Consider the following 19,743-nt stretch of genomic DNA (forward strand, 5'->3'; position numbering starts at 1 on the left):
AAATTAAGATTAAATCTACACAAGTTAGATATATTTGTCAAGACTATATTCGGAAAAGTTTAAATTTTCAGAACCCCCCCTTGACAGCTATTTTTATATTCTGTATAGTGTGATTTAACTTCATAAACGAAAAAGTTTTCTTATCCAGAGAGGTGGAGGGACTGGCCCTTTGAAGCCTCGGCAACAGACTTGAGTCAAAGTACTGTGCCAATTCCAGCAAGCTTGATGCTTGAGAGATAAGAAGAGCGGACTTAATTCAGGAATATCTACCCTCTTCTATCTTTCAGAAGAGGGTTTTTTAATGTACTCATATAAAATTATTGAAAAAGGGGTTTTACACCATGTCAGAAATTATTTTATTATCCGGAAGCCCGTCAATCAGTTCCAGAACAGATTTAGCTTTACAATATGTTGCACGTACATTCGAAGCAAAAGGACTAACAACTAGCTATGTTTCGATTCAGGATATACCTACTGAGGCCTTATTTCATGCACAGTTTGACCACCCAAAAATCCAGGAAGTTACTACACTTATCCGCAACGCAAAAGCTGTCGTTATCGGTTCACCTGTTTATAAAGCTGCCTATTCCGGTGTCTTAAAAACATTACTCGACTTATTACCGCCAGACGTTTTACAGGATACACCGGTACTGCCAGTTATGACCGGTGGCAGTGCAGGACACCTATTAACAATCGAATATTCGTTAAAACCATTAATCGCCACATTAAAAGGACAAAGTCTGCAAGGCGTTTATGTCATTGACAAATGTATTGACAAACAACAAGCAAATGACCCAATCGTTGACTACGACACCAAACAACGGCTGCACAATCAGATTACCCAACTTACCGCAACCCTTGAACAACAAACACAACCTACCGTTTAAATAGGTGATAGAGGGATTACATTTGCTATTATCATTTCTAATGGTTGTTTCCCTGCAGAGTTCTTTTTGTAACTGCTATTAAAGACTGTCTAGTAACAATTTTGATACGCTATTATCCTCTTTTCTTTCATAAACAGTTATTACTCACTCTCTTACGCCAGTTTCACTGCTTTTCTTTGGTCAGAAATGTATTTATTAATGCAAGAAAGGTTCTCTTCCTGAGGACCTTTCTTTTTTTGCGCGAAAAGTGTAATGTTTTCGTATAAACGTCGTCTAATAAGTAAAGAACAACCAAAGACAGACAAACAGGGAGGTCACGGAATGGATGGTGAGTTAATTACCGATTGGTTTGATGCCTATGCTGATGATGTGTATCGTTTTTTGGTATACTACACCTCCACATCAGATGTAGAAGATCTGGTACAAGAGGTATTCATTAAAGCAATCGATCGATATGATTCTTTCAAGGGAGATTCCAGTCCCAAGACATGGTTAATTTCCATTGCTCGCAATTTAGCGATAGATGAAGCAAGAAAACAAAAACGACAAGACTGGCGCAAGCTGATTAAAACCTATGAGAATAAAATTGACATATCCCCGGAAGATAAACACCTTTTAAACGAGAAAAAACTGGAGCTGCACAAATCAATTGCAAAACTCAAGCAGGATTACCAGGATGTCGTTATCCTTCGTGGAATAGAGGAATTATCTGTATCTGAGACAGCAAGCATTTTAAAATGGACTGATTCGAAGGTTCGCGTGACATTTCATCGTGCCTTGAAGGCTTTGAAACTGCAAGTGAAGGAGGTTCATTATGAGTCATAACGAAGACGAATTAATAAAGGAGCTAAAAGAGTTGAAAACAAATGCCCAGTTAGATCCACAAAAAAAAGAATCAATGAAAATGGCTCTTCAAAAACACGCAAAGAAAAAACGGACCAAATCGAAAGCAAAACAAACATTTATCTGGTTTTCCACAGCTGCAGCTATCTTGATTTGCGGGGTACTTGTTTACACTATGATCAATAAAGAACAAATCACATTACCTGCAGATGACAATCAGCAGAATGAAGAGATTGGTACTGCTGAGGAAGATGTAAAAGAACCAAACAATATGGAAGGATTAGGTGTGGAAGATTCAGATGATAATGATCGGAATACGACACTAGGCGAGGAAGAAACTAGTGATGAAGAAGTCAGTCCACCAGACTTTAAAGTTGATAGGGTAGGCGAAGAAACACAAACTATCCGTATTGAGGGAACGGAAGAAAACACAACATTATATAATTATCTAATGGAACCATATGGCATTGAATATAAGGTTGATCAATATTTTAATAAGTATGCTATCGAAGGAAATACTGTAAGACACCATGACGATCAGGATAAATATGCCTCGATTCGATTATATGTAGAAGAAAATGAAGAAATAGAACAACTTGCAACAGAATTTCAAGCGCAATATAGCGAAGAGTTCGACACTGTAAGTGAAATCAAGGAACCAACTGATGGCGATAATCCATATTCAGGATTAACACTGCATGCTAATAATGAGCAGCAAGGCTATTATCTTTATCAAATTGAAGACAATGTACTCGTTATTCAGTACGAAAACGCTCCAGCAGCTAGTGATGGAATGGCACGTCTTCAACCATTAATCGAATCTATTCGGTAATATAAAACTCCAGCATTTAAGCTTATGTTGGAGTTTTATTATTGCAATTTTACAAACTCTTGACCCATTGACAGAGTTTGTGTATCGACTCATTCAAAAATATTATCCTATAATGCCTATACAGACTCTAAGTACAATTATCTGGCAATAAATATTCCTGTTTTTTTCTTTCATAAAAACTTTCAACGCATTGGTCCTATAGAACTATACTCCATTCTACTGTACATGATGACCTTTTCTTTTTCACACAACAAGCATCAAAAATCAGATATTTTCGTTTAAAAAACAGAGATAATCTTGACTAATTCATTATACTTCTCTAATCTATAACATAATCAAGTAATCCGGATTCTTGATTAAAGTTGTGCACTTCTTTTTCATTTACAGAAATGTAAGCGTTATCATCATTTAGACCTACGACATTAGAACCTATTAAATATCGAATAAAGGTGGTGATACATACGCATTCAATCCCATTCTAACACCATAGACCCCTCATAAAGTAATCTATTACAATCCAAAAAAATAGGAGGTTTTTTCTTTTGATGAAGAAAATTTCCATTGTTCTGATTACTGCATTAGTGGTCAGTCTTCTTCCAACCAATCTAACAAATTCTATTCAAGCAGAAACAAATGACGGTTATTTATTTGACTTCGGTTCAGCAGATAGTCCTGTTGCTGATGGCTACACACAAGTAAGCAATACCTTACTTTACGATGAGGAAAGAGGCTATGGTTTAAGTAAAGCTGTCAATAATCGTGACCGCGGCAACCCAGATGACTTACGCCGTGACTTTATAATTGACTCCGATTATTCATTCGAACTTGACATACCAAACGGAGAGTATTTCGTACGTATTATTGCCGGTGATGATATAGCCTTCAATCGTTCAAGTTTTGCTATCAATGGCGAGGATTATGGAAATATTACCTCAAGTGGTGGTGAATATGCTGAATTAACAACCGATGTAACGATTACCGATGAAAAATTAACGATTGATATCGGAGAAAACGGACGAATCAATGGCCTAGAAATTGTTTCCATGACACAAATTGACAGTCTGGCAGTTGACTCCATTTCGTACTCAGCAGATAGTGAGGTAACTTTGTCATGGCAAAGTGATCCGAATGCCAGTCATTATAATATTTATCGTAAAGGTGAAAATGACGAAGGTTTCGAAAGAATGGATGAAACAACAGAAGCAAACTATACCGATACGACCGTAGAATTAGGCTACAGTTATACGTATGCCGTAACACTTGTGCATTCATCTGGTATCGAATCAGAAAAAAGTAACGAAGTATTAGCTTCGATCATCAATGAGGATGTGGAAAAACCTCAACCTCCAAGTGATTTGACCGTAAGTAATGCTGAGCTTGATAACATTACATTAAACTGGAACGTCGTCGATAATGCTAGTCTGTATTATGTATATCGCGCTAATTTTAACCCCGAGGATTATCCGGAGGGCGCTGTCGAATTTGAAAAAATCGGCACCACATCAGATACCAGCTTTACCGATGATTCTATTTTAACGTATAATGCCTACTATTATCAGGTTCGTACAGTTAATGAAGGTGGTATTTCAGATCCATCAAATACCACAGAATCTCCTGTTACCGAAGTACAAAAGCGCCAAATGGAGCAACTGGATCGAGCATTAGTGGCAGTGGAGTCGGACGACGGTGTGTATGTAGGCTGGAAGATGCTTGGCACCGATCCGAAAGATGTCAAATTCAATGTGTTCCGTGATGGTGAAAAAGCAAACGAAAAACCGATTGAAAACAGCACGAACTTTTTTGATGAAGATGGAACTGCAGATTCTACCTATCAGGTGAAAATTATAAAAGGCAGTGGTGATAAAGTTACGAAAGAAGTTAGCGTATGGTCTGAAAATTACTTAAGTATCGCACTAGATAAGCCAGAAGGTGGTACAACACCAGATGGCGTGGACTACACGTATAGTGCAAATGATGCCAGTGTTGGTGATCTTGATGGAGACGGCGAATATGAAATTATTTTAAAATGGGACCCGTCCAATTCAAAAGACAATTCCCATTCCGGTTATACTGGCAACGTCTACCTCGATGCTTATAAACTGGATGGTACAAAAATGTGGCGTTTAGATCTCGGTCGCAACATTCGAGCTGGTGCTCATTATACCCAATTTCTTGTCTACGACTTTGATGGAAATGGGAAATCAGAGGTTGTTTTAAAAACTGGTGACGGAACCGTTGATGGGGAAGGTAATGTAATCGGCAATCCAGAGGCTGATTGGCGAAACGGCAGTGGCTTTATTTTAGATGGCCCTGAATATCTCACTGTGTTTGAAGGTGAAACAGGAAAAGAATTAACAACAACTGACTACAGTCCTGCTCGTGGTAATCTCAATGATTGGGGCGATAACTATGGAAACCGTGCCGATCGCTTCCTTGCAGGTGTTGCCTACCTTGATGGAGAACGCCCAAGCATTGTGATGGCACGTGGTTACTACACTCGCGCCGTACTTGTTGCTTATAATTGGCGTGATGGGGAACTAACTCAGGAATGGGTATTTGATAGCGATGAAGAAGGGAATGAAGACTATGCCGGACAAGGAAATCACAGTCTATCAGTAGCCGATGTTGATCAAGACGGCAAAGACGAAATCATCTACGGTGCAGCAGTTATAGATGATGATGGTACCGGACTTCATACAACCGGCTGGGGACATGGTGACGCACAACACGTTAGTGATTTAAATCCAAACCGTCCGGGTCTTGAAATTTTCCAGGTTCACGAAGATAGATCAATTCCAATTGGTTACGGTATTCGCGATGCTGCGACTGGTGAAAAATTGTTTGGTATAGATCTTAATGCAGATGTAGGTCGAGGACTAGCTGCAGATATTGATCCACGCTATGATGGTGCTGAATTCTGGGCATCTGGTGCTTGGGACGGCAGTACCGGGAATGGTCTTCACGCAGCAGACGGGGAACTGATTTCTCAAAACACTCCACGTTCTGTTAACCATGCTATCTGGTGGGATGGCGACCTTGGCCGTGAATTGCTTGATCATACTTTTGATTCAAACAGTGATCCACACGGTGTTGGCAGAATTGATAAATGGGATTATGAAAAGGAAGAGCTCGTTAACCTGTTAACTCCAGAAGGAACCCGAACTAGTAACTGGACGAAAGGTAACCCATCTTTACAAGCAGATTTAGTTGGTGACTGGCGTGAGGAAGTGATCTGGCCATCAGCTGACAGCGAAGAATTACGTCTGTACACGACTACTGATCTGACGGAAGAAAAAATTCATACGCTAATGCACGATCCAGTCTATCGTCTCTCGATTGCATGGCAAAATGTCGCCTATAACCAGCCACCACATACTGGTTTTTTCCTGGGTTATGACATGGAGGAACCTCCGCGACCTGTTATTGAAACTGGCGATGAATTGTTTGGACAAGAAAAGAATAAGTAAAAATCAGTAACAAGGCGAGAGTGAACACTCTCGCCTTTTTTCAATGTATATTTCCAGCGATATTACAACACATTATAACTGTGATGATATACAGAGGAGGAGTAACATGGAAAAAGGTAACAATATCTCCAGTTTGCAGGATCAAAATCAGCTTGCACAAGCTCAACAGTCCATCCTGCATTTACAGCGGGCAATGAATCAAGCTAAAAGTCATATGAATGAGGAAATTCTCGAGCAAATCAAACATTCAATCGACAGAGCAGAACGTTCTTTGGCTCAAGCAGAGAGAGTAACAGATGATCAAAATGCGCTAAACTTGGTCCGCCAAGAGTTAGTACAACAACAACAGGCATTTCAAGACATAACGCAATAAAACAGATAGGTGCTGTTTCTTGGAAATCTGGTGCTGTTCATGGGATATGTGATTTTGCTCCTTGGATATCTGGTTCTGTTCCTTGGATATAAACAGTTATCTTAGGAACAGAAGTCCTTTTCCAATGAAGAAAAATTATTTCCAAGGTACAGAACTCTCACTTCTACTATCTCCACTCCATGAAAATAAAGAAGCGTCAGACAATGCTTTCGTCTGACGTTTTCTCGAGTTTACCAAGCGTATGCTTCTGGTGTCTGTCCTCCCGGTCCAGGAAAAATCTTATCTAAACGATCCAGTATTTCATCATCTAATTTCACTTCGACTGCACGTAAAGATTTTTCTAATTGATCTGCGGTCCGCACACCAATAATCGGCGCATCCACTGAAGGATTGGCTAATAACCACGCTAATGCGATCGTATCTTCTTTCTCATCGATTTCTTTACACAATTCACTAAATTGCTCCAATTGGCGGCGTTGTTTTTCTGCACGTTCCTTATTATGACTGCTCCTCGAATTCTTTTCAGGATTTAATGCATTACCACCTAGTAGTCCTCCATCTAATGGACTCCATGGTACAATACCAATCCCATATCTTTGGGCAGCAGGTAACACTTCTAATTCTGGCAAGCGGCAATTTAAATTATATTTATGCTGTTCCAATACTAATCCTAAGAAATTTCTTGCTTTGGCAGTTGCTTGTGCCTCTGCTAGAGCCCACCCAGGAAAATTACTGGAACCTACATAATCAATTTTTCCTTGATAATTTGCATTCTCAAATGCCGGCCAAATTTCTTCCCATGATGTATGACGGTCAATATGGTGCATCATGTATATTTCCACATGATCGGTTTGAAGCCTCCGTAATGAGTCCTCCAAATGACGCTTTATTTTATACGCCGATAAACCTGGTTCATCATTTGGTCCATAAATAGGATCAAACATTTTTTCATGCATCTTCGTAGCTAAAACCACTCTTTCTCTGCGATTGCCACCTTGTGTAAACCATTTGCCAATAATTTTTTCTGTCAAGCCAGCATTCTCTCCCCAGCCATAATTATTAGCGGTGTCAAAATAATTAATTCCGGCATCAAGTGCTGCATCCATGATTCGAAATGCTTCTTTTTCCTCCGTACTCACACCAAAATTCATTGTCCCTAAGCATAGTTTACTCACTTTTAGCCCAGAGCGACCTAAATATGTATATTCCATTCCCTTCACCTCTTTATCATTTCTTAAAAATGTACCACCGCTTTCATGCGAATGCAAACGTTATCTTTTATCCTAATGTGTAAATACATCAAAAATGGGGTAAGTTTAGGAAAAAGAAATAAGGAGGCATCACCTTGAATAACCGATTTGAAGATAAAGTTGCTGTAGTAACCGGTGGGAGTTCAGGTATTGGCCGTGCTTCTGCCATCCAACTTGCAAAAGAAGGTGCGAAAGTTTGCTTAATGGATTTGAAAGAAGAACAAGCAGAAAAAGTAAAAAAAGAAATCGAAAAAGATGGTGGTGAAGCTCTCATTGCCGACGTTGATTTATCTGATCCCGCAAGAGTGGAAAAGGGAATGAAAGAAGTGGTCGACAACTGGGGAAGCATCGATATTATTTTTGCAAATGGCGGGATAAATGGTGTACTTGCACCGATAGAGGATTTAACTCCCGAAGACTGGGACAACACCATTAACACAAACTTAAAAGGAACCTTCCATACGATTAAATATGCGATACCTTTTATGAAAGAAAAAGGGGGAAGTGTGATTATCACTAGTTCAGTTAATGGTAATCGAATCTTTTCTAATTTCGGGATGTCAGCTTACAGTACGTCCAAAGCTGGACAAATGGCCTTTGGTAAAATGGCGGCATTAGAATTAGCCAAGTATAAAATCAGAGTCAATATTATATGCCCTGGTGCGATTAAAACAAACATTGGTAAAAACACGGAAAAAACACCTGAATTAAAAAAAATCGAAATTCCTGTGGAGTATCCTAAGGGAGATAAACCATTAGAACATCATCCCGGAAATCCAGAGCAAGTTGCAGATCTTGTTACCTTCCTTGCCTCCGACCAATCAAGCCATATTACTGGGACCGAACTATTTATTGATGGCGCAGAGTCGTTGCTGAAATAATCTATTAAGGCTTATCGTTTCCTTACGTGGCGATAAGCCTTGGTCTGTTTGACAAAAAAATAGGTGTAGCCATCTTTCATAACCTTAGATTATTTCCTAAAAGCAAAAATGTGATATTATATAAGAAGAGTATTTCAGCAAATTGGGGGTTAAGAAATGGGTAAGCGTTTATTTTTATTTATTTTAACGAATATTTTGGTAATGACGACGATTGTTATTGTATGGTCAGTTATTACCAGATACACAGAACTTGGTGGATCCTTTCAAAATGGTGACTCGATCAACTATACTACTCTCATGGTCTTTAGTTTGGTGGTTGGTTTTACAGGAGCATTCATCTCACTGGCTATGTCCCGTTGGATGGCTAAGATGATGATGAAGGTAAAAGTAATTGATCCAAACCGGCCAGCATCAGCTCAAGAACGTGTAGTATATGAAAAAGTAGAACGATTATCTCGTGCAGCCGGTTTAGCACATACACCAGAAGTTGGTATTTACCCATCTAGAGAAGTGAATGCTTTTGCTACAGGACCAACAAAGAAACGTTCATTGGTAGCTGTTTCACAAGGGCTTTTAGAAACAATGGATGACGATGCCATAGAAGGTATTATCGCACACGAAGTAGCACACGTTTCTAATGGTGATATGGTGACCATGACGCTTTTACAGGGTGTTGTCAACACGTTTGTCGTGTTCTTCTCTCGAATTGCGGCCATTATCGTATCACGATTTGTTCGCTCAGAAATCCAATGGATCGTACGATTCGCAGCAATTATTGTCTTTCAAATATTATTCTCTATACTTGGAAGCTTCGTCGTCAGTGCCTACTCACGACACCGAGAGTATCACGCTGACCGTGGTGGAGCAGATCTGGCAGGGCGTGATAAAATGGCACATGCATTACGCTCACTAAAAATGTACATTGATCGAGCAAAAATCGATGATCGTACCGACGACTCCGCGATCCAAACGATGAAAATCAGTGGTAAATCCGGCATGATGGCATTATTGTCATCTCACCCACCACTAGAAGATCGTATTGCAAAACTTGAGCAACGATAAAATTTTACTTTCTGATAGTATAAAATAAAAGAATATCAGAAATGGGACAGAGGTTAATTCTTCTGTCCCATGTTTATTTTATACTTTTTAGCTACTAAGCAACCCTGCTTACTGCATTTCCTGCCATTGTTCTGTGTATTCTTCTATCACCTGCTCGCCACCTTCATCCTTCCACTTATCTATCGCCGCATCGAATCCATCACTATCAATTTGCCCTAGAAAATATTGATAGGTAGCATCCTCCATGATCTGAGATAAAATTTCTGATTTATCGGCCCATGTTTGCGAATCAAGTGGAGCAGTCAAATCTTCAACTAGATAATCATTATTATCTATATAAAGCTCATCTGCTTTTGCACGAGGTTCATATTCATAATAGCCGGTATAACGTCCATTCGTTTCAGGCTCACCAATTTCAAAAGGCGTATATGGCCGAATTTCAAGATTATATTGATCTTGATTTTCTGGTATTACTTCCGCATAACCATCCACCACTTCGTAATGCTCCCCTTCTACACCCCAATACAATAAATTGGATCCCTCAGGTGTCATTAAGAAATCAAAGAAAGAAAGTATACCCTTCAACTCCTCCTCCGTTTCAACGGACGATTTCGGGAAAATTAACATACTTCCATAACCCGGAATGGATCTCGTGCGATATTCACCATCAGGACCTTCAATATAATTGTGAACATCGAAAACAACATCTGGATTAATTGCTACAGCATCTCGATACATCGGCTCTACATCGCCCATTGTACCAATATAGACACCCGCAGTTCCGTCTTTTAACATATTCTGCTGATCTGTTTTACTTGTTACAGGAGCATCACGATTGATATAACCATTATCAAATAAGCTTTTGAAATAATCCATTGCTTCACGATACTCGGGGAACATAAATTGCGGCAATAGCTGTCCATCCTTTTCACCCCAATTGTTCGGCGCACCATGCCATGTTGCAAAGTTTTCAAATGTTCCTAAAATTTCCCGGTCAGTTAAACCAATTGTATCATCCTCGCCATTACCATCTGGATCATCTTCCGTAAATGCCCTCATCATTTTATATAATTCATCTAAATTAGTTGGTGTATTTAAACCTAGGTTTTCTGCCCAGTCCTGGCGATAAATTAAACCTTGACGAGAAAGTGGTCGTCCGGCATATAGCGTGTATAACTTGCCATCTATCATCGTATTTTTTAAAATTTCAGGATTTAATTTATTTAAATTAGGAAACTCTTCTAAATATGGACCTATTTCCCAATATTGCCCATCTCGTACCGCTTCTTTTTGTTGATCCAATGTCACATCCTTCAACAAAAATACATCTGGTAAATTATTTGTCGCAATAGCCGTATTAAGATTCTCTGCATAATTATTATCAGGAACCCAGCGAATATCTAATTCTGTATTGGTCGCCTCTTCCAAAAGTTCCTCCAGACGAGGTTCCGGAACCTCGGGAACGTGCAGATTAAACATCATTGATATCTCCTGTGGCTCTTCCTGAGACTCTGTTGATGATTCCTCATTCGAGGAAGTATCATCATCACTACAAGCTACTAACATGAACAATACAAACATGCTCCATACATAAACACTCTTTTTCCACATTAGCCATACCCCCTATTCGTTGTTCACTTCTTCCTTTCCCACTATAATCACACCACCTCCTTTCATTAACCTCAGTAACAACGTTGTTATTATTGACGTTGCTACGTCTTTTGACGTGCCTTATTTTAAAGAATATGAAATTACTATTTGTCACATGATCAATTTTTTTATTTTAAACGATGTTAGGTTTGGTGCAAATTAAAGAAGGAATCTCGACAATACGAAATTCCCACTCATCTATACCATATTTCTCTTCCGTTATTATTTTTTTGCAATGATAATGTACAGAAAATCAGTCGGATGCACTTTCTGTATAATACTAAGTCCTGCATTCTTAATTGCTTGTTCCATAAGTGATGAAGGAATTCTAGGATGGTTTTCAAGCTGGCTTTCCTTCTTTTCAAATTCAACACATACAAAATATCCACCAGATTTGAGAACTCGTTTCATTTGGTTTAATGAAGTAGACAAATCTTTAACCTCATGTAAAACGATTGATGCTAATACAATGTCAATTGAGGTATCATTTAATGGAATATCATCCATACTAGCTTTTAACGTTTTGACATTTGTTATATTTTCTTTATTCGCCTTGGAATTTACAAAGTCTAACATTTTAGAATCTATATCTAATGCGTATACTAATCCATCCACGATTTTAGCGGCAGGTATGGTAATATATCCTGTACCTGCACCTATATCTAAGATGTTATCTTCTTTTTTAATAGGAAACATGCGCAGCAGCTGTTCTGGGGGTATATCCCCTCTTCGTTCAGGATTATCAAGAAATTCAACTTTTTTTGCGAAATGTGCCATTCCTTCGGGACCATACTCTTTTTTGTCCATATGAGTTATCCTCCTTTTCAATAAAAGCTATTAAAAATCTTCATTAATTAAATCACTTACTACCCCACTAGCAACTTTACTACCTTCACTTGCAGCAACAATTAATTGAGGGAGTGAGAAGGTAGTATCTCCACTGGCATAGATTCCATCAATATTCGTACGTCCAAAATCATCTATTTCAATGCCACTCATCTGATTCATGTCACATCCTAATTTCTCAGCCAAAATGGATGCTTGCTTTAATTCGCAAGCTACAAACCCTCCTTCCCTTTCCATTTCTTTACCATCCTTAAACTTCACCTTTAGCAAATAGCCATTGTCACCTTGTAAACTTGCTATTTCATCTTCTATTACCTTGATATTCTTATCGGATAATAACTCCTTTTGCTCTTTAGAAAAAATATTTGTACCATTTGTACAAACAACAAGGTCACTACTCCAATTAGAAACCATTTTTGTCAAATGCATAACACGATCGCTTTCTGCAATAACAACTAATCGGCGGTCTTTTAATTCCCACCCATCACAAAATGGACAAACAAATAAGCTCGTACCATAGAATTCATGAATTCCTTCTATATCTGGCAATACATCTTGAAGTCCTGTTGCTAGAATAACCTTTCTGGAATGATAGGAATTTCCATCGTCTGTATGAATTATAAAGGATTCATTTTCCTTTTTTATATCTATTACTCGTTGATTTTCAACCGACAGATTCGGGTATTTCTCCAAATCCTGCTTAGCTATTCGTTTAAATTCTGAAGGTTTGATACCATCTCTTGTGATAAAACCATGCGATTCATGGGTTACAGCATTTCTTGGTTTATCTTCGTCAAGCAATATAATATTCTTTTTTGCTCTCGCAAGTACCAAAGAAGCATTAAGGCCTGCTGGTCCTCCTCCAATAATTACGCAATCTAACAACATGTTATCTTCCTCCTTGTATAAAGTACATTAAAGACTCTTAATATCTATAATTGAGGTAAAAAAATTAATGTGATTGTTCACAATCTATTTTATGATTTTTGGCCGCTTCGATTTGTTTGGCAATGTCAATAATGTATTTTTTGTCTAAATCATCTTTCATTTTTCTTTCTGCTTCAATCATTACATTTTCTATTAAACATTCTCCATTTTTATTTTCTTCATGTTCCAGTGAACAGCTAAATAAGGTTGTTTCCCCTTCCACAGCATGGATAACATCTAAAAAAGAAATTTCACGAGAACGTCTTACAATACTGTATCCTCCATTAACACCAGGAGTTGATTCAATTAGTCCTGCTTTTACAAGTTTCGTTAAAATCTTCGAAAGGTATGTTGGTGAAAGATTTTGAATTTTAGCTAATTGATCTACTCCAACAGATTTTCCCTTTGGTGTTAACGTTAAATATGCCATTGTGTGTAAAGCATAATTTGTGGCTCTAGAATATTTCATTACTTTTCACCTCATAGATATATTAAAGACCTTTTATGTCTGTAATTAATCTTAAACTAACATGGGTCAAAACGCAAGATATTTACTCACATTTCCATAATCAATGCTTATATTTGCAATTTATTACATGAAATCTTGTCTCCGAATCATACTAATATCAGGAGGCAAGCATGCATATGAAAATTACGTATTTAACGATCTTTTTTTTGCTTTTTAATCAAACCAGTGTTCCGCATGACTTAGTAGTGACATATAAAGGGGAACCAATTGCAAGTGTCAATCGATCTGAATTTATGGTACCGTTTTTGGATGAGCCTGTGATAGATGAGGATATATATATACAGTTTATAAAAGAACTTGAACAGGAAATGTACCAAGAACCAGTAGATGCAAAGATCAACAATAATGGAGTGATTGTCCCTGGAAAAGTCGGATATAAATTACATCGCCAAAAATTTAAAGAACTGTTTTATTCCTATTTTTTCAAAACTGGATCTACTAGGATAGAAGCACCTGTACTTAACATTCACCCAAATGTAGACAGTGAATTACTGGCAGATATTCGAACACAACAAATAGGGCAATATATTACCTATTTTAATACAAATAATAAAGAAAGGTCTCATAATGTTTCTCTTTCAGCAGAAGCAATCAATAATCATGTTGTATTTCCTGGTAAAACCTTCTCTTTTAACGAGGTTGTTGGAAAAAGGACAGAAGAAAAAGGATATTTGCCTGCTCCTGAGATTGTAAAAGGGGAATTAACGGAAGGTATCGGTGGGGGAATATGTCAGGTGTCCTCCACTCTATTTAATGCAGTTGATCGTGCCGGAGTACAAATTATGGAGCGATATTCACATAGTAAGAAAGTTCCTTATGTTCCACCTGGACGTGATGCAACAGTTAGCTGGTACGGACCTGATTTCACATTCAAAAATAATTATAATCAGCCATTACTCATTCGTTCTAAGACAGTTAATGGTAAAGTAATCATTGAAATTTACTCTTCAGATTTAGTGGAATACACTCCACGTAAAGTACCTAACGCTTCAGACCGGCTACCAAAAGAAATTCAAATATTCAATAATTAGTTCAGATGAAATAAGGGGCATTTTTTAGAATTACAACAAGGCGATCCATTTTACGATCGCCTTGTTCTACTCTCTATCTCTATTCTGTTAAAGAAACCATTATTTCTTTTTTGACTTTCCAAACAGACCTATCGCAACAGCTACGGCAATACCTAAGGCGACCCATGAACCTATACTCATTACCTTCACCACCATTTAAATGTTTATACAATACGTATACAAACTAAAACTAAGAAAGTTTCATTTATTTTAATTCGGCTCGGATTACATTTTAGTGGCCCCCATAGACAGAGTTATTGAATTCCTAAAAATATATGAGTCGATACTGATCATTTTGTTTTCTCCTGTTTAATTGGATAGAATTATTATTCCATAATTTCTACATCTTTTATTTTATTTTTATTACAATTCCAAACGTCTTCATCACTTCTTGGTATGGTAAACCCTACCTTTACGTTTTGTCCTTCTTCAAATTCACTAATGTCATCAACTTTGCTTTGTACACACTCTACAGTAATTGTTCCTTCTTGTTTATTCACTTTCTCAACAGTACTTTTTCTTACAATTGTTTCCGGCCTTAAAGAATCCTTAAACACCAACCAAACAAATAATACAACAACCAATACAATTACCATGACAATGGATAACAGTAACAATTCTTGTTTTAAGTGTTTATTCATCTTCTCCCCCTTCACAATTTGCAGCTTTCTTTTAGAGACTATTCTTGTTCAATTAACCGTTTCTATTTTAACAAAATTGCAATTCATCTATTATTTTGAAACTGCCTTTATAATGAGAAACTGCGGACTCTCCATAAGCCTATTATATTTTTCAGGTGATTGCTCTTTAAATTTCATTGTCGGCAGAGGTTCTGTAATTTTTTCAATAGAAAAATTTTTTTGAGTTGAATTTATGATTTCATTTAGCGGTCTTCGATAAAATGGTACCTTATATAATTTACCTTCTTTATTCCATGTATCAATAATTAATTCCGTTGAAAAATATTTGGCATCGGGAAGTAATTTGATATCTGTAAAAGGATGGTGAATCGAAAACAATAGAATACCTTGTGGTTTCAGAATCCGCTGAAATTCATGAAAGACATGATCCCATTCCTTGATGTAATGAAGTGTAAGCGAACTTAAAATAATGTCAAACGAATTATCATCAAAAGGTAATTCTGTTTCTAAATCTAAACAATGAACCTTTGCCTTTTCTCCTATACGCCGCTTGGTAGCATTAACCATTTCAAGACTTATATCAGTGGCAACAACATTTGCTCCTCGTTTAATTAGTTGAAGAGTATACCAACCCGCTGCACAACCGGCATCTAATACATTTTTATTATGCAAACTTCGTGGCAAATGCGCTAACATAGACGGCCTTTCATATTCGCTATTATATAAACTTGTATGATCCACACTTTTTTCATAAACTTTTGCAAGTTGATCGAAAGTTTCTTTAACCCTCTCTTTCATCATTTCACCTCTCATTATAAATCTTACTTTTTAAAGTGCAAAAAAGACGATCCATTTGGTGATCGCCATGTTCAATCAAAATTCAACACAAAAAGGGTGAAGATGATCATTTAAACAATATTCAATTCTTTGTTTGAAATTTCCCCAAGTAACCATTTCTAACGCTTGATAGATAGGAAAGAAGCCTACTTCTATACTTTCAGGACTAGTAGTTAATTCTCCACCCACCGCTTTTCCTAGAAACAATGTGTTACAAATGTAACGACTTACATTTTGAAAAACTCCACAAAATTTTACTATCTCAATATCAATACCCGACTCTTCCTTTGTTTCCCGAATTGCAGCTTTCTTTAATGATTCTCCCTCTTCTACTTGTCCGCCTGGCATTTCCCAACCTCTTTTCGGGCCTTTTATTAATAAAATTTCATTTTTATCGTTTAAAACAATAGTAGCAGCTGAAACGATATGTTTTGGTGTCGCCATAATCCTCACTCCTCAATTTATCGAACCATTCAACTAAAATGGCTGCTTTTAAAAGATAAAATTAGCAATCATGCCTAATATCATCATCATCATCATTCCACCAAAGAGAAAATATCCGATTATTTTGATTGGAAGCGGAAGCCGTCCTCCTTTGTTGATAGGAGCCCCTTCTATGTTTTGTTTATGCTCCATTACGTCATTAAAAGGTTTATGTGGAGACATTCTAACACCCCTTTTATTAAATAAAAACTCATTTATTTTTAAAGCTATTAAACACAATAAACGAAACTAATACGAGCAAAACAATACCGACCCCAAGTACTACATTAATAATCATTTCCAAATAGCAACCCTCCGATCGGAATTGTAATGATTTATGTTTCTTGGAAAGATATAATGCTCTGTTGGCGAGAAGTTAGATATATCTATATTTCAATACTAACATAATATTCCAAATAGGTGCAGCCGAAAAGTCATTAGCGTAACGTCGATTGACAAAATATAAAAGAGATTCAAGCAAAGCTTTGGTAATCCTTTTATCTTACTACTGCAATTCCGGCACATTTTTGTGGCAATACTCACTAATGGAAAATAGTGAATTTTATGCTAACCTTACTTATGTAATCGCTTACTTTCAGAGTCAAAATTAAGGGGGTTAAAAGGATGAAGAGTCATTCAATTGCAAGTGGAAAGCTCAAAGGAAGTTTAATCGGGGGAATTTGTTTGTTGTTAGTACTTCTTGTGGGATGTGCTGAAAATACGAACGGAGATGGAAAAGAAACCATTAGTGTTATGGCAAATGTCCATACACCACAAGTCGCAACAGACAGTTCTGTATTAGATCAGATTGAGGAGAAAGCTGGTGTAGAACTGGATATAACGTGGGTACCTGATGAGACGTACGATGATAAAATGAACACCGTCATCGCAACACAAAGTTATCCAAGAGCAATGTTTGTGAAAAACTCTGATTCCTATACGACAATGAAAGATTCGTTAACAGATGAAGTATATTGGGAAATTGGGCCTTATCTAGACGATTATGAGAATTTAAGTAACTTAGATCCGGTTGTACTAAACAACACAGCAGTGAATGGTAAAATTTTTGCCCTTTATCGAGAAACACCCTTATCAAGATGGGGAATCATGTATCGGAAAGATTGGGCGGAAAACCTTGGCATCGACGAACCCCAAACCACAGAGGATTTATATGAAATGTTCCGAGCTTTTACAGAAGAAGACCCCGATGGTAATGGTCAAGATGATACATTCGGTGTTGCCGTCAACTCGGATCTCGTATATGGAGGATTTAAATTTGTCAGTTCGTATTTTGGTACACCAAACAATTGGGGAGAAAAAGACGGTGAACTAGTACCGGAATTTATGTTTCCAGAATATATCGAAACAATGGATTTCTTCAAAAAGTTACGTGATGCTGGTTACGTAAATAAAGATTTTCCGGTAACAAGTAAGACGAATCAAACCGAAATGTTGACAAGTGGCAAAGCTGGAGCCATTGTAGGCTGTCTATGTAATGCAGCAGGTTTTCAGGAAAATTTACAAATTGCACATCCAGATGGCAAGCTTGATGTACAAAATCGTATTTCGACCCCTGACGGTGAACCTGGAACATGGTCGACTGCAGGTTATGGTTCTGTCATGTTAATTCCAAAAGCTTCTAATGAAACAGAAGAAGAGGTCAGAGAGGTATTATCTCTTTTTGATAAACTAATGGATCCGGAAATATATAATGCACTAGTATACGGTATCGAAGAGGAGCATTATAAATTAGTCGATGGTAATGCAAAAAGATTAGAAGGCGAAGAGGTAGATGCTTCATTTGAAAAAGAAGTTCGGCCACTATTAGGTTTAGCTATCGGCGGAGATACAACCATTGATGCATTACAGCCACATTTTGCTAATAATCTAGATGAAAAGCAATATAATCAAACATTAGACAATAATAACATATTGATCCATGATCCTACCGTAGCCCTAAATTCGGAGACATACGGAGAAAAGGGGATGTATTTACAACAGATTATCGATGATGCCACCATTCAATATATATTGGGAGAGATCGATATAAATGGCTTCGAATCGGCCGTTGAAAAATGGCGAGCTGAGGGTGGAGACCAAATTACGGAAGAATACAATGAAGGATACCAAAATATTCAATAATAAGGGGGATAAACCGTGAATTATAATATAGAGAAGGTGGAAGAACATTACGGTTTAACTATCGATGCAATTGTCGACCAACATATATCAGACAGTGAATTTCAAGGAAAGAAGGTTTTTCATTCCGTCCAAAAGGCATTAGATAGTATGCAAGGAAGTGCTGCTGTGCTATTTATGGCTAAAGGAATCTATTATGAAAAAATCGAAGTAGCCAAGGCCGATATTACCCTAATAGGAGAGAATCGGGATGAAACGATTTTAACCTATGATGTAGCGAGTGGAACAGAAAGAGAAGATGGTTCTACTTATGGTACTTTTGATAGTGCGAGTGTGACTATACGAAAGGCTCGCTTTACTGCATATCATTTAACTTTCGAAAATCAATTTGATTATATGAAAGAATATCTTAAACAAGATGATGATCCATCGAAAGTAAAAAACATTCAAGCAGTAGCTTTTCGCACAACAGATGAAAGTGATCATACTAAATTGAAAAATTGCCGCTTAAAAGGCTATCAGGATACACTACTTGTAGATAACGGCACACATTATTTCAAAGAATGTAGAATTGAAGGTGTGGTCGACTTCATTTTCGGTGCTGGTCAGGCTGTATTCGAAAAATGTGACATCATTTCCTTGGACAGGAAGGATACAATTAATAATGGCTTTGTGACTGCTGCCAGTACATCTATACACACCCCATACGGTTATTTGTTTGAAGCTTGTCAATTAAGGAAAGAATCCGCTAAAATGGCTGATGAAACCGTTTATTTAGGAAGGCCCTGGCATCCTGGTGGAGATCCGAATGCAGAAGCCAGTGTGTTATTTTATAAATGTGAGCTGGATTCCCATATTAAACCGGAAGCATGGACAGAAATGGGAGGCTTCTCACCAATGGATGCAAGACTATATGAATATAATAATCAAGGTGCTGGAGCAGTAGCTAATGGCGCTAGACGAAACCTATCCACTCAAGAAGCAGAAGCTTTTCGAAAATATTTACGGGATTGTTGTGTAAGGTAG

At 37.5% G+C, this 19,743-nt stretch carries 19 protein-coding genes and 1 riboswitch; of the genes, 10 read left to right on the forward strand and 9 right to left on the reverse strand.

The window, feature by feature from the left end; translation table 11 throughout:
• Positions 1-137 precede the first annotated feature (137 nt).
• A riboswitch (SAM riboswitch) is annotated at positions 138-243 on the forward strand.
• A 98-nt stretch (positions 244-341) separates the two neighbouring features.
• The 5 genes from ssuE to GI584_RS18370 all read left to right on the forward strand — a co-directional run bounded on the left by ssuE (position 342) and on the right by GI584_RS18370 (position 6,402).
• The gene (ssuE, locus tag GI584_RS18350) at positions 342-887 is read left to right on the forward strand and encodes an NADPH-dependent FMN reductase (protein WP_153792125.1); all 546 of its coding nucleotides are present in this window, start codon (positions 342-344) and stop codon (positions 885-887) included.
• A gap of 321 nt (positions 888-1,208) precedes the next feature.
• The gene (locus GI584_RS18355; protein ID WP_100359337.1) at positions 1,209-1,712 is read left to right on the forward strand and encodes an RNA polymerase sigma factor; all 504 of its coding nucleotides are present in this window, start codon (positions 1,209-1,211) and stop codon (positions 1,710-1,712) included.
• Entirely contained in the window at positions 1,702-2,562 is an 861-nt protein-coding gene (locus GI584_RS18360; protein WP_153792126.1) for a hypothetical protein, read from the forward strand. The genes GI584_RS18355 and GI584_RS18360 overlap by 11 nt, the downstream gene beginning before the upstream one ends.
• A 545-nt stretch (positions 2,563-3,107) precedes the next feature.
• Positions 3,108-6,029 carry a rhamnogalacturonan lyase family protein gene (locus tag GI584_RS24310; RefSeq protein WP_153793011.1) on the forward strand — a complete coding sequence of 974 codons (2,922 nt, stop codon included), beginning with the start codon at positions 3,108-3,110 and terminating at the stop codon, positions 6,027-6,029.
• A 106-nt stretch (positions 6,030-6,135) separates the two neighbouring features.
• The gene (locus tag GI584_RS18370; protein ID WP_100359334.1) at positions 6,136-6,402 is read left to right on the forward strand and encodes a hypothetical protein; all 267 of its coding nucleotides are present in this window, start codon (positions 6,136-6,138) and stop codon (positions 6,400-6,402) included.
• Positions 6,403-6,632: 230 nt separating this feature from the next.
• On the opposite strand, the gene GI584_RS18375 is transcribed toward GI584_RS18370, so the two are convergent.
• Positions 6,633-7,613 carry an aldo/keto reductase gene (locus tag GI584_RS18375; RefSeq protein ID WP_153792127.1) on the reverse strand — a complete coding sequence of 327 codons (981 nt, stop codon included), beginning with the start codon at positions 7,611-7,613 and terminating at the stop codon, positions 6,633-6,635.
• Positions 7,614-7,747: 134 nt separating this feature from the next.
• On the opposite strand from GI584_RS18375, the gene GI584_RS18380 reads away from it, so the two are divergent.
• Complete coding sequence (locus tag GI584_RS18380) at positions 7,748-8,533, forward strand: SDR family oxidoreductase (RefSeq protein ID WP_153792128.1); 786 nt, start codon at positions 7,748-7,750, stop codon at positions 8,531-8,533.
• 156 nt (positions 8,534-8,689) lie between these two features.
• The gene (htpX, locus tag GI584_RS18385; protein ID WP_100359331.1) at positions 8,690-9,595 is read left to right on the forward strand and encodes a protease HtpX; all 906 of its coding nucleotides are present in this window, start codon (positions 8,690-8,692) and stop codon (positions 9,593-9,595) included.
• Positions 9,596-9,703: 108 nt separating this feature from the next.
• Here htpX and GI584_RS18390 read toward each other — a convergent pair whose 3' ends face one another.
• From GI584_RS18390 to GI584_RS18405, 4 genes are all read right to left on the reverse strand, one after another.
• A complete protein-coding gene (locus GI584_RS18390; RefSeq protein ID WP_153792129.1) occupies positions 9,704-11,206 on the reverse strand; it encodes an extracellular solute-binding protein in 1,503 nt (500 codons plus the stop codon).
• 261 nt (positions 11,207-11,467) lie between these two features.
• Positions 11,468-12,052 carry a class I SAM-dependent methyltransferase gene (locus GI584_RS18395; protein ID WP_153792130.1) on the reverse strand — a complete coding sequence of 195 codons (585 nt, stop codon included), beginning with the start codon at positions 12,050-12,052 and terminating at the stop codon, positions 11,468-11,470.
• A gap of 30 nt (positions 12,053-12,082) precedes the next feature.
• A complete protein-coding gene (locus tag GI584_RS18400) occupies positions 12,083-12,979 on the reverse strand; it encodes an NAD(P)/FAD-dependent oxidoreductase (protein WP_153792131.1) in 897 nt (298 codons plus the stop codon).
• Between the two features lie 64 nt (positions 12,980-13,043).
• A complete protein-coding gene (locus GI584_RS18405; protein WP_153792132.1) occupies positions 13,044-13,487 on the reverse strand; it encodes an Rrf2 family transcriptional regulator in 444 nt (147 codons plus the stop codon).
• A gap of 176 nt (positions 13,488-13,663) precedes the next feature.
• On the opposite strand from GI584_RS18405, the gene GI584_RS18410 reads away from it, so the two are divergent.
• Positions 13,664-14,578: a VanW family protein gene (locus GI584_RS18410; RefSeq protein WP_153793012.1), complete on the forward strand. Its 915-nt coding sequence runs from the start codon at positions 13,664-13,666 to the stop codon at positions 14,576-14,578.
• Positions 14,579-14,943: 365 nt separating this feature from the next.
• Here the strand turns inward: GI584_RS18410 and GI584_RS18415 are convergent, their stop codons facing one another.
• The 4 genes from GI584_RS18415 to GI584_RS23875 form a co-directional block, all read right to left on the reverse strand.
• Positions 14,944-15,258, reverse strand: a complete 315-nt coding sequence (locus GI584_RS18415; RefSeq protein ID WP_153792133.1) for a hypothetical protein — start codon at positions 15,256-15,258, stop codon at positions 14,944-14,946.
• A gap of 90 nt (positions 15,259-15,348) precedes the next feature.
• Positions 15,349-16,056: a class I SAM-dependent methyltransferase gene (locus GI584_RS18420; RefSeq protein WP_153792134.1), complete on the reverse strand. Its 708-nt coding sequence runs from the start codon at positions 16,054-16,056 to the stop codon at positions 15,349-15,351.
• A gap of 75 nt (positions 16,057-16,131) precedes the next feature.
• The gene (locus GI584_RS18425; RefSeq protein ID WP_153792135.1) at positions 16,132-16,539 is read right to left on the reverse strand and encodes an NUDIX hydrolase; all 408 of its coding nucleotides are present in this window, start codon (positions 16,537-16,539) and stop codon (positions 16,132-16,134) included.
• 48 nt (positions 16,540-16,587) lie between these two features.
• Positions 16,588-16,761: a hypothetical protein gene (locus GI584_RS23875; RefSeq protein WP_194842038.1), complete on the reverse strand. Its 174-nt coding sequence runs from the start codon at positions 16,759-16,761 to the stop codon at positions 16,588-16,590.
• Positions 16,762-17,202: 441 nt separating this feature from the next.
• Here GI584_RS23875 and GI584_RS18430 point away from each other — a divergent pair, with 441 nt between their 5' ends.
• Complete coding sequence (locus tag GI584_RS18430) at positions 17,203-18,720, forward strand: extracellular solute-binding protein (protein WP_153792136.1); 1,518 nt, start codon at positions 17,203-17,205, stop codon at positions 18,718-18,720.
• 15 nt (positions 18,721-18,735) lie between these two features.
• Positions 18,736-19,743: a pectinesterase family protein gene (locus tag GI584_RS18435; protein WP_153792137.1), complete on the forward strand. Its 1,008-nt coding sequence runs from the start codon at positions 18,736-18,738 to the stop codon at positions 19,741-19,743.

Origin of the sequence: Gracilibacillus salitolerans (assembly GCF_009650095.1) — a bacterium.
Classification (GTDB): domain Bacteria; phylum Bacillota; class Bacilli; order Bacillales; family Amphibacillaceae; genus Gracilibacillus; species Gracilibacillus salitolerans.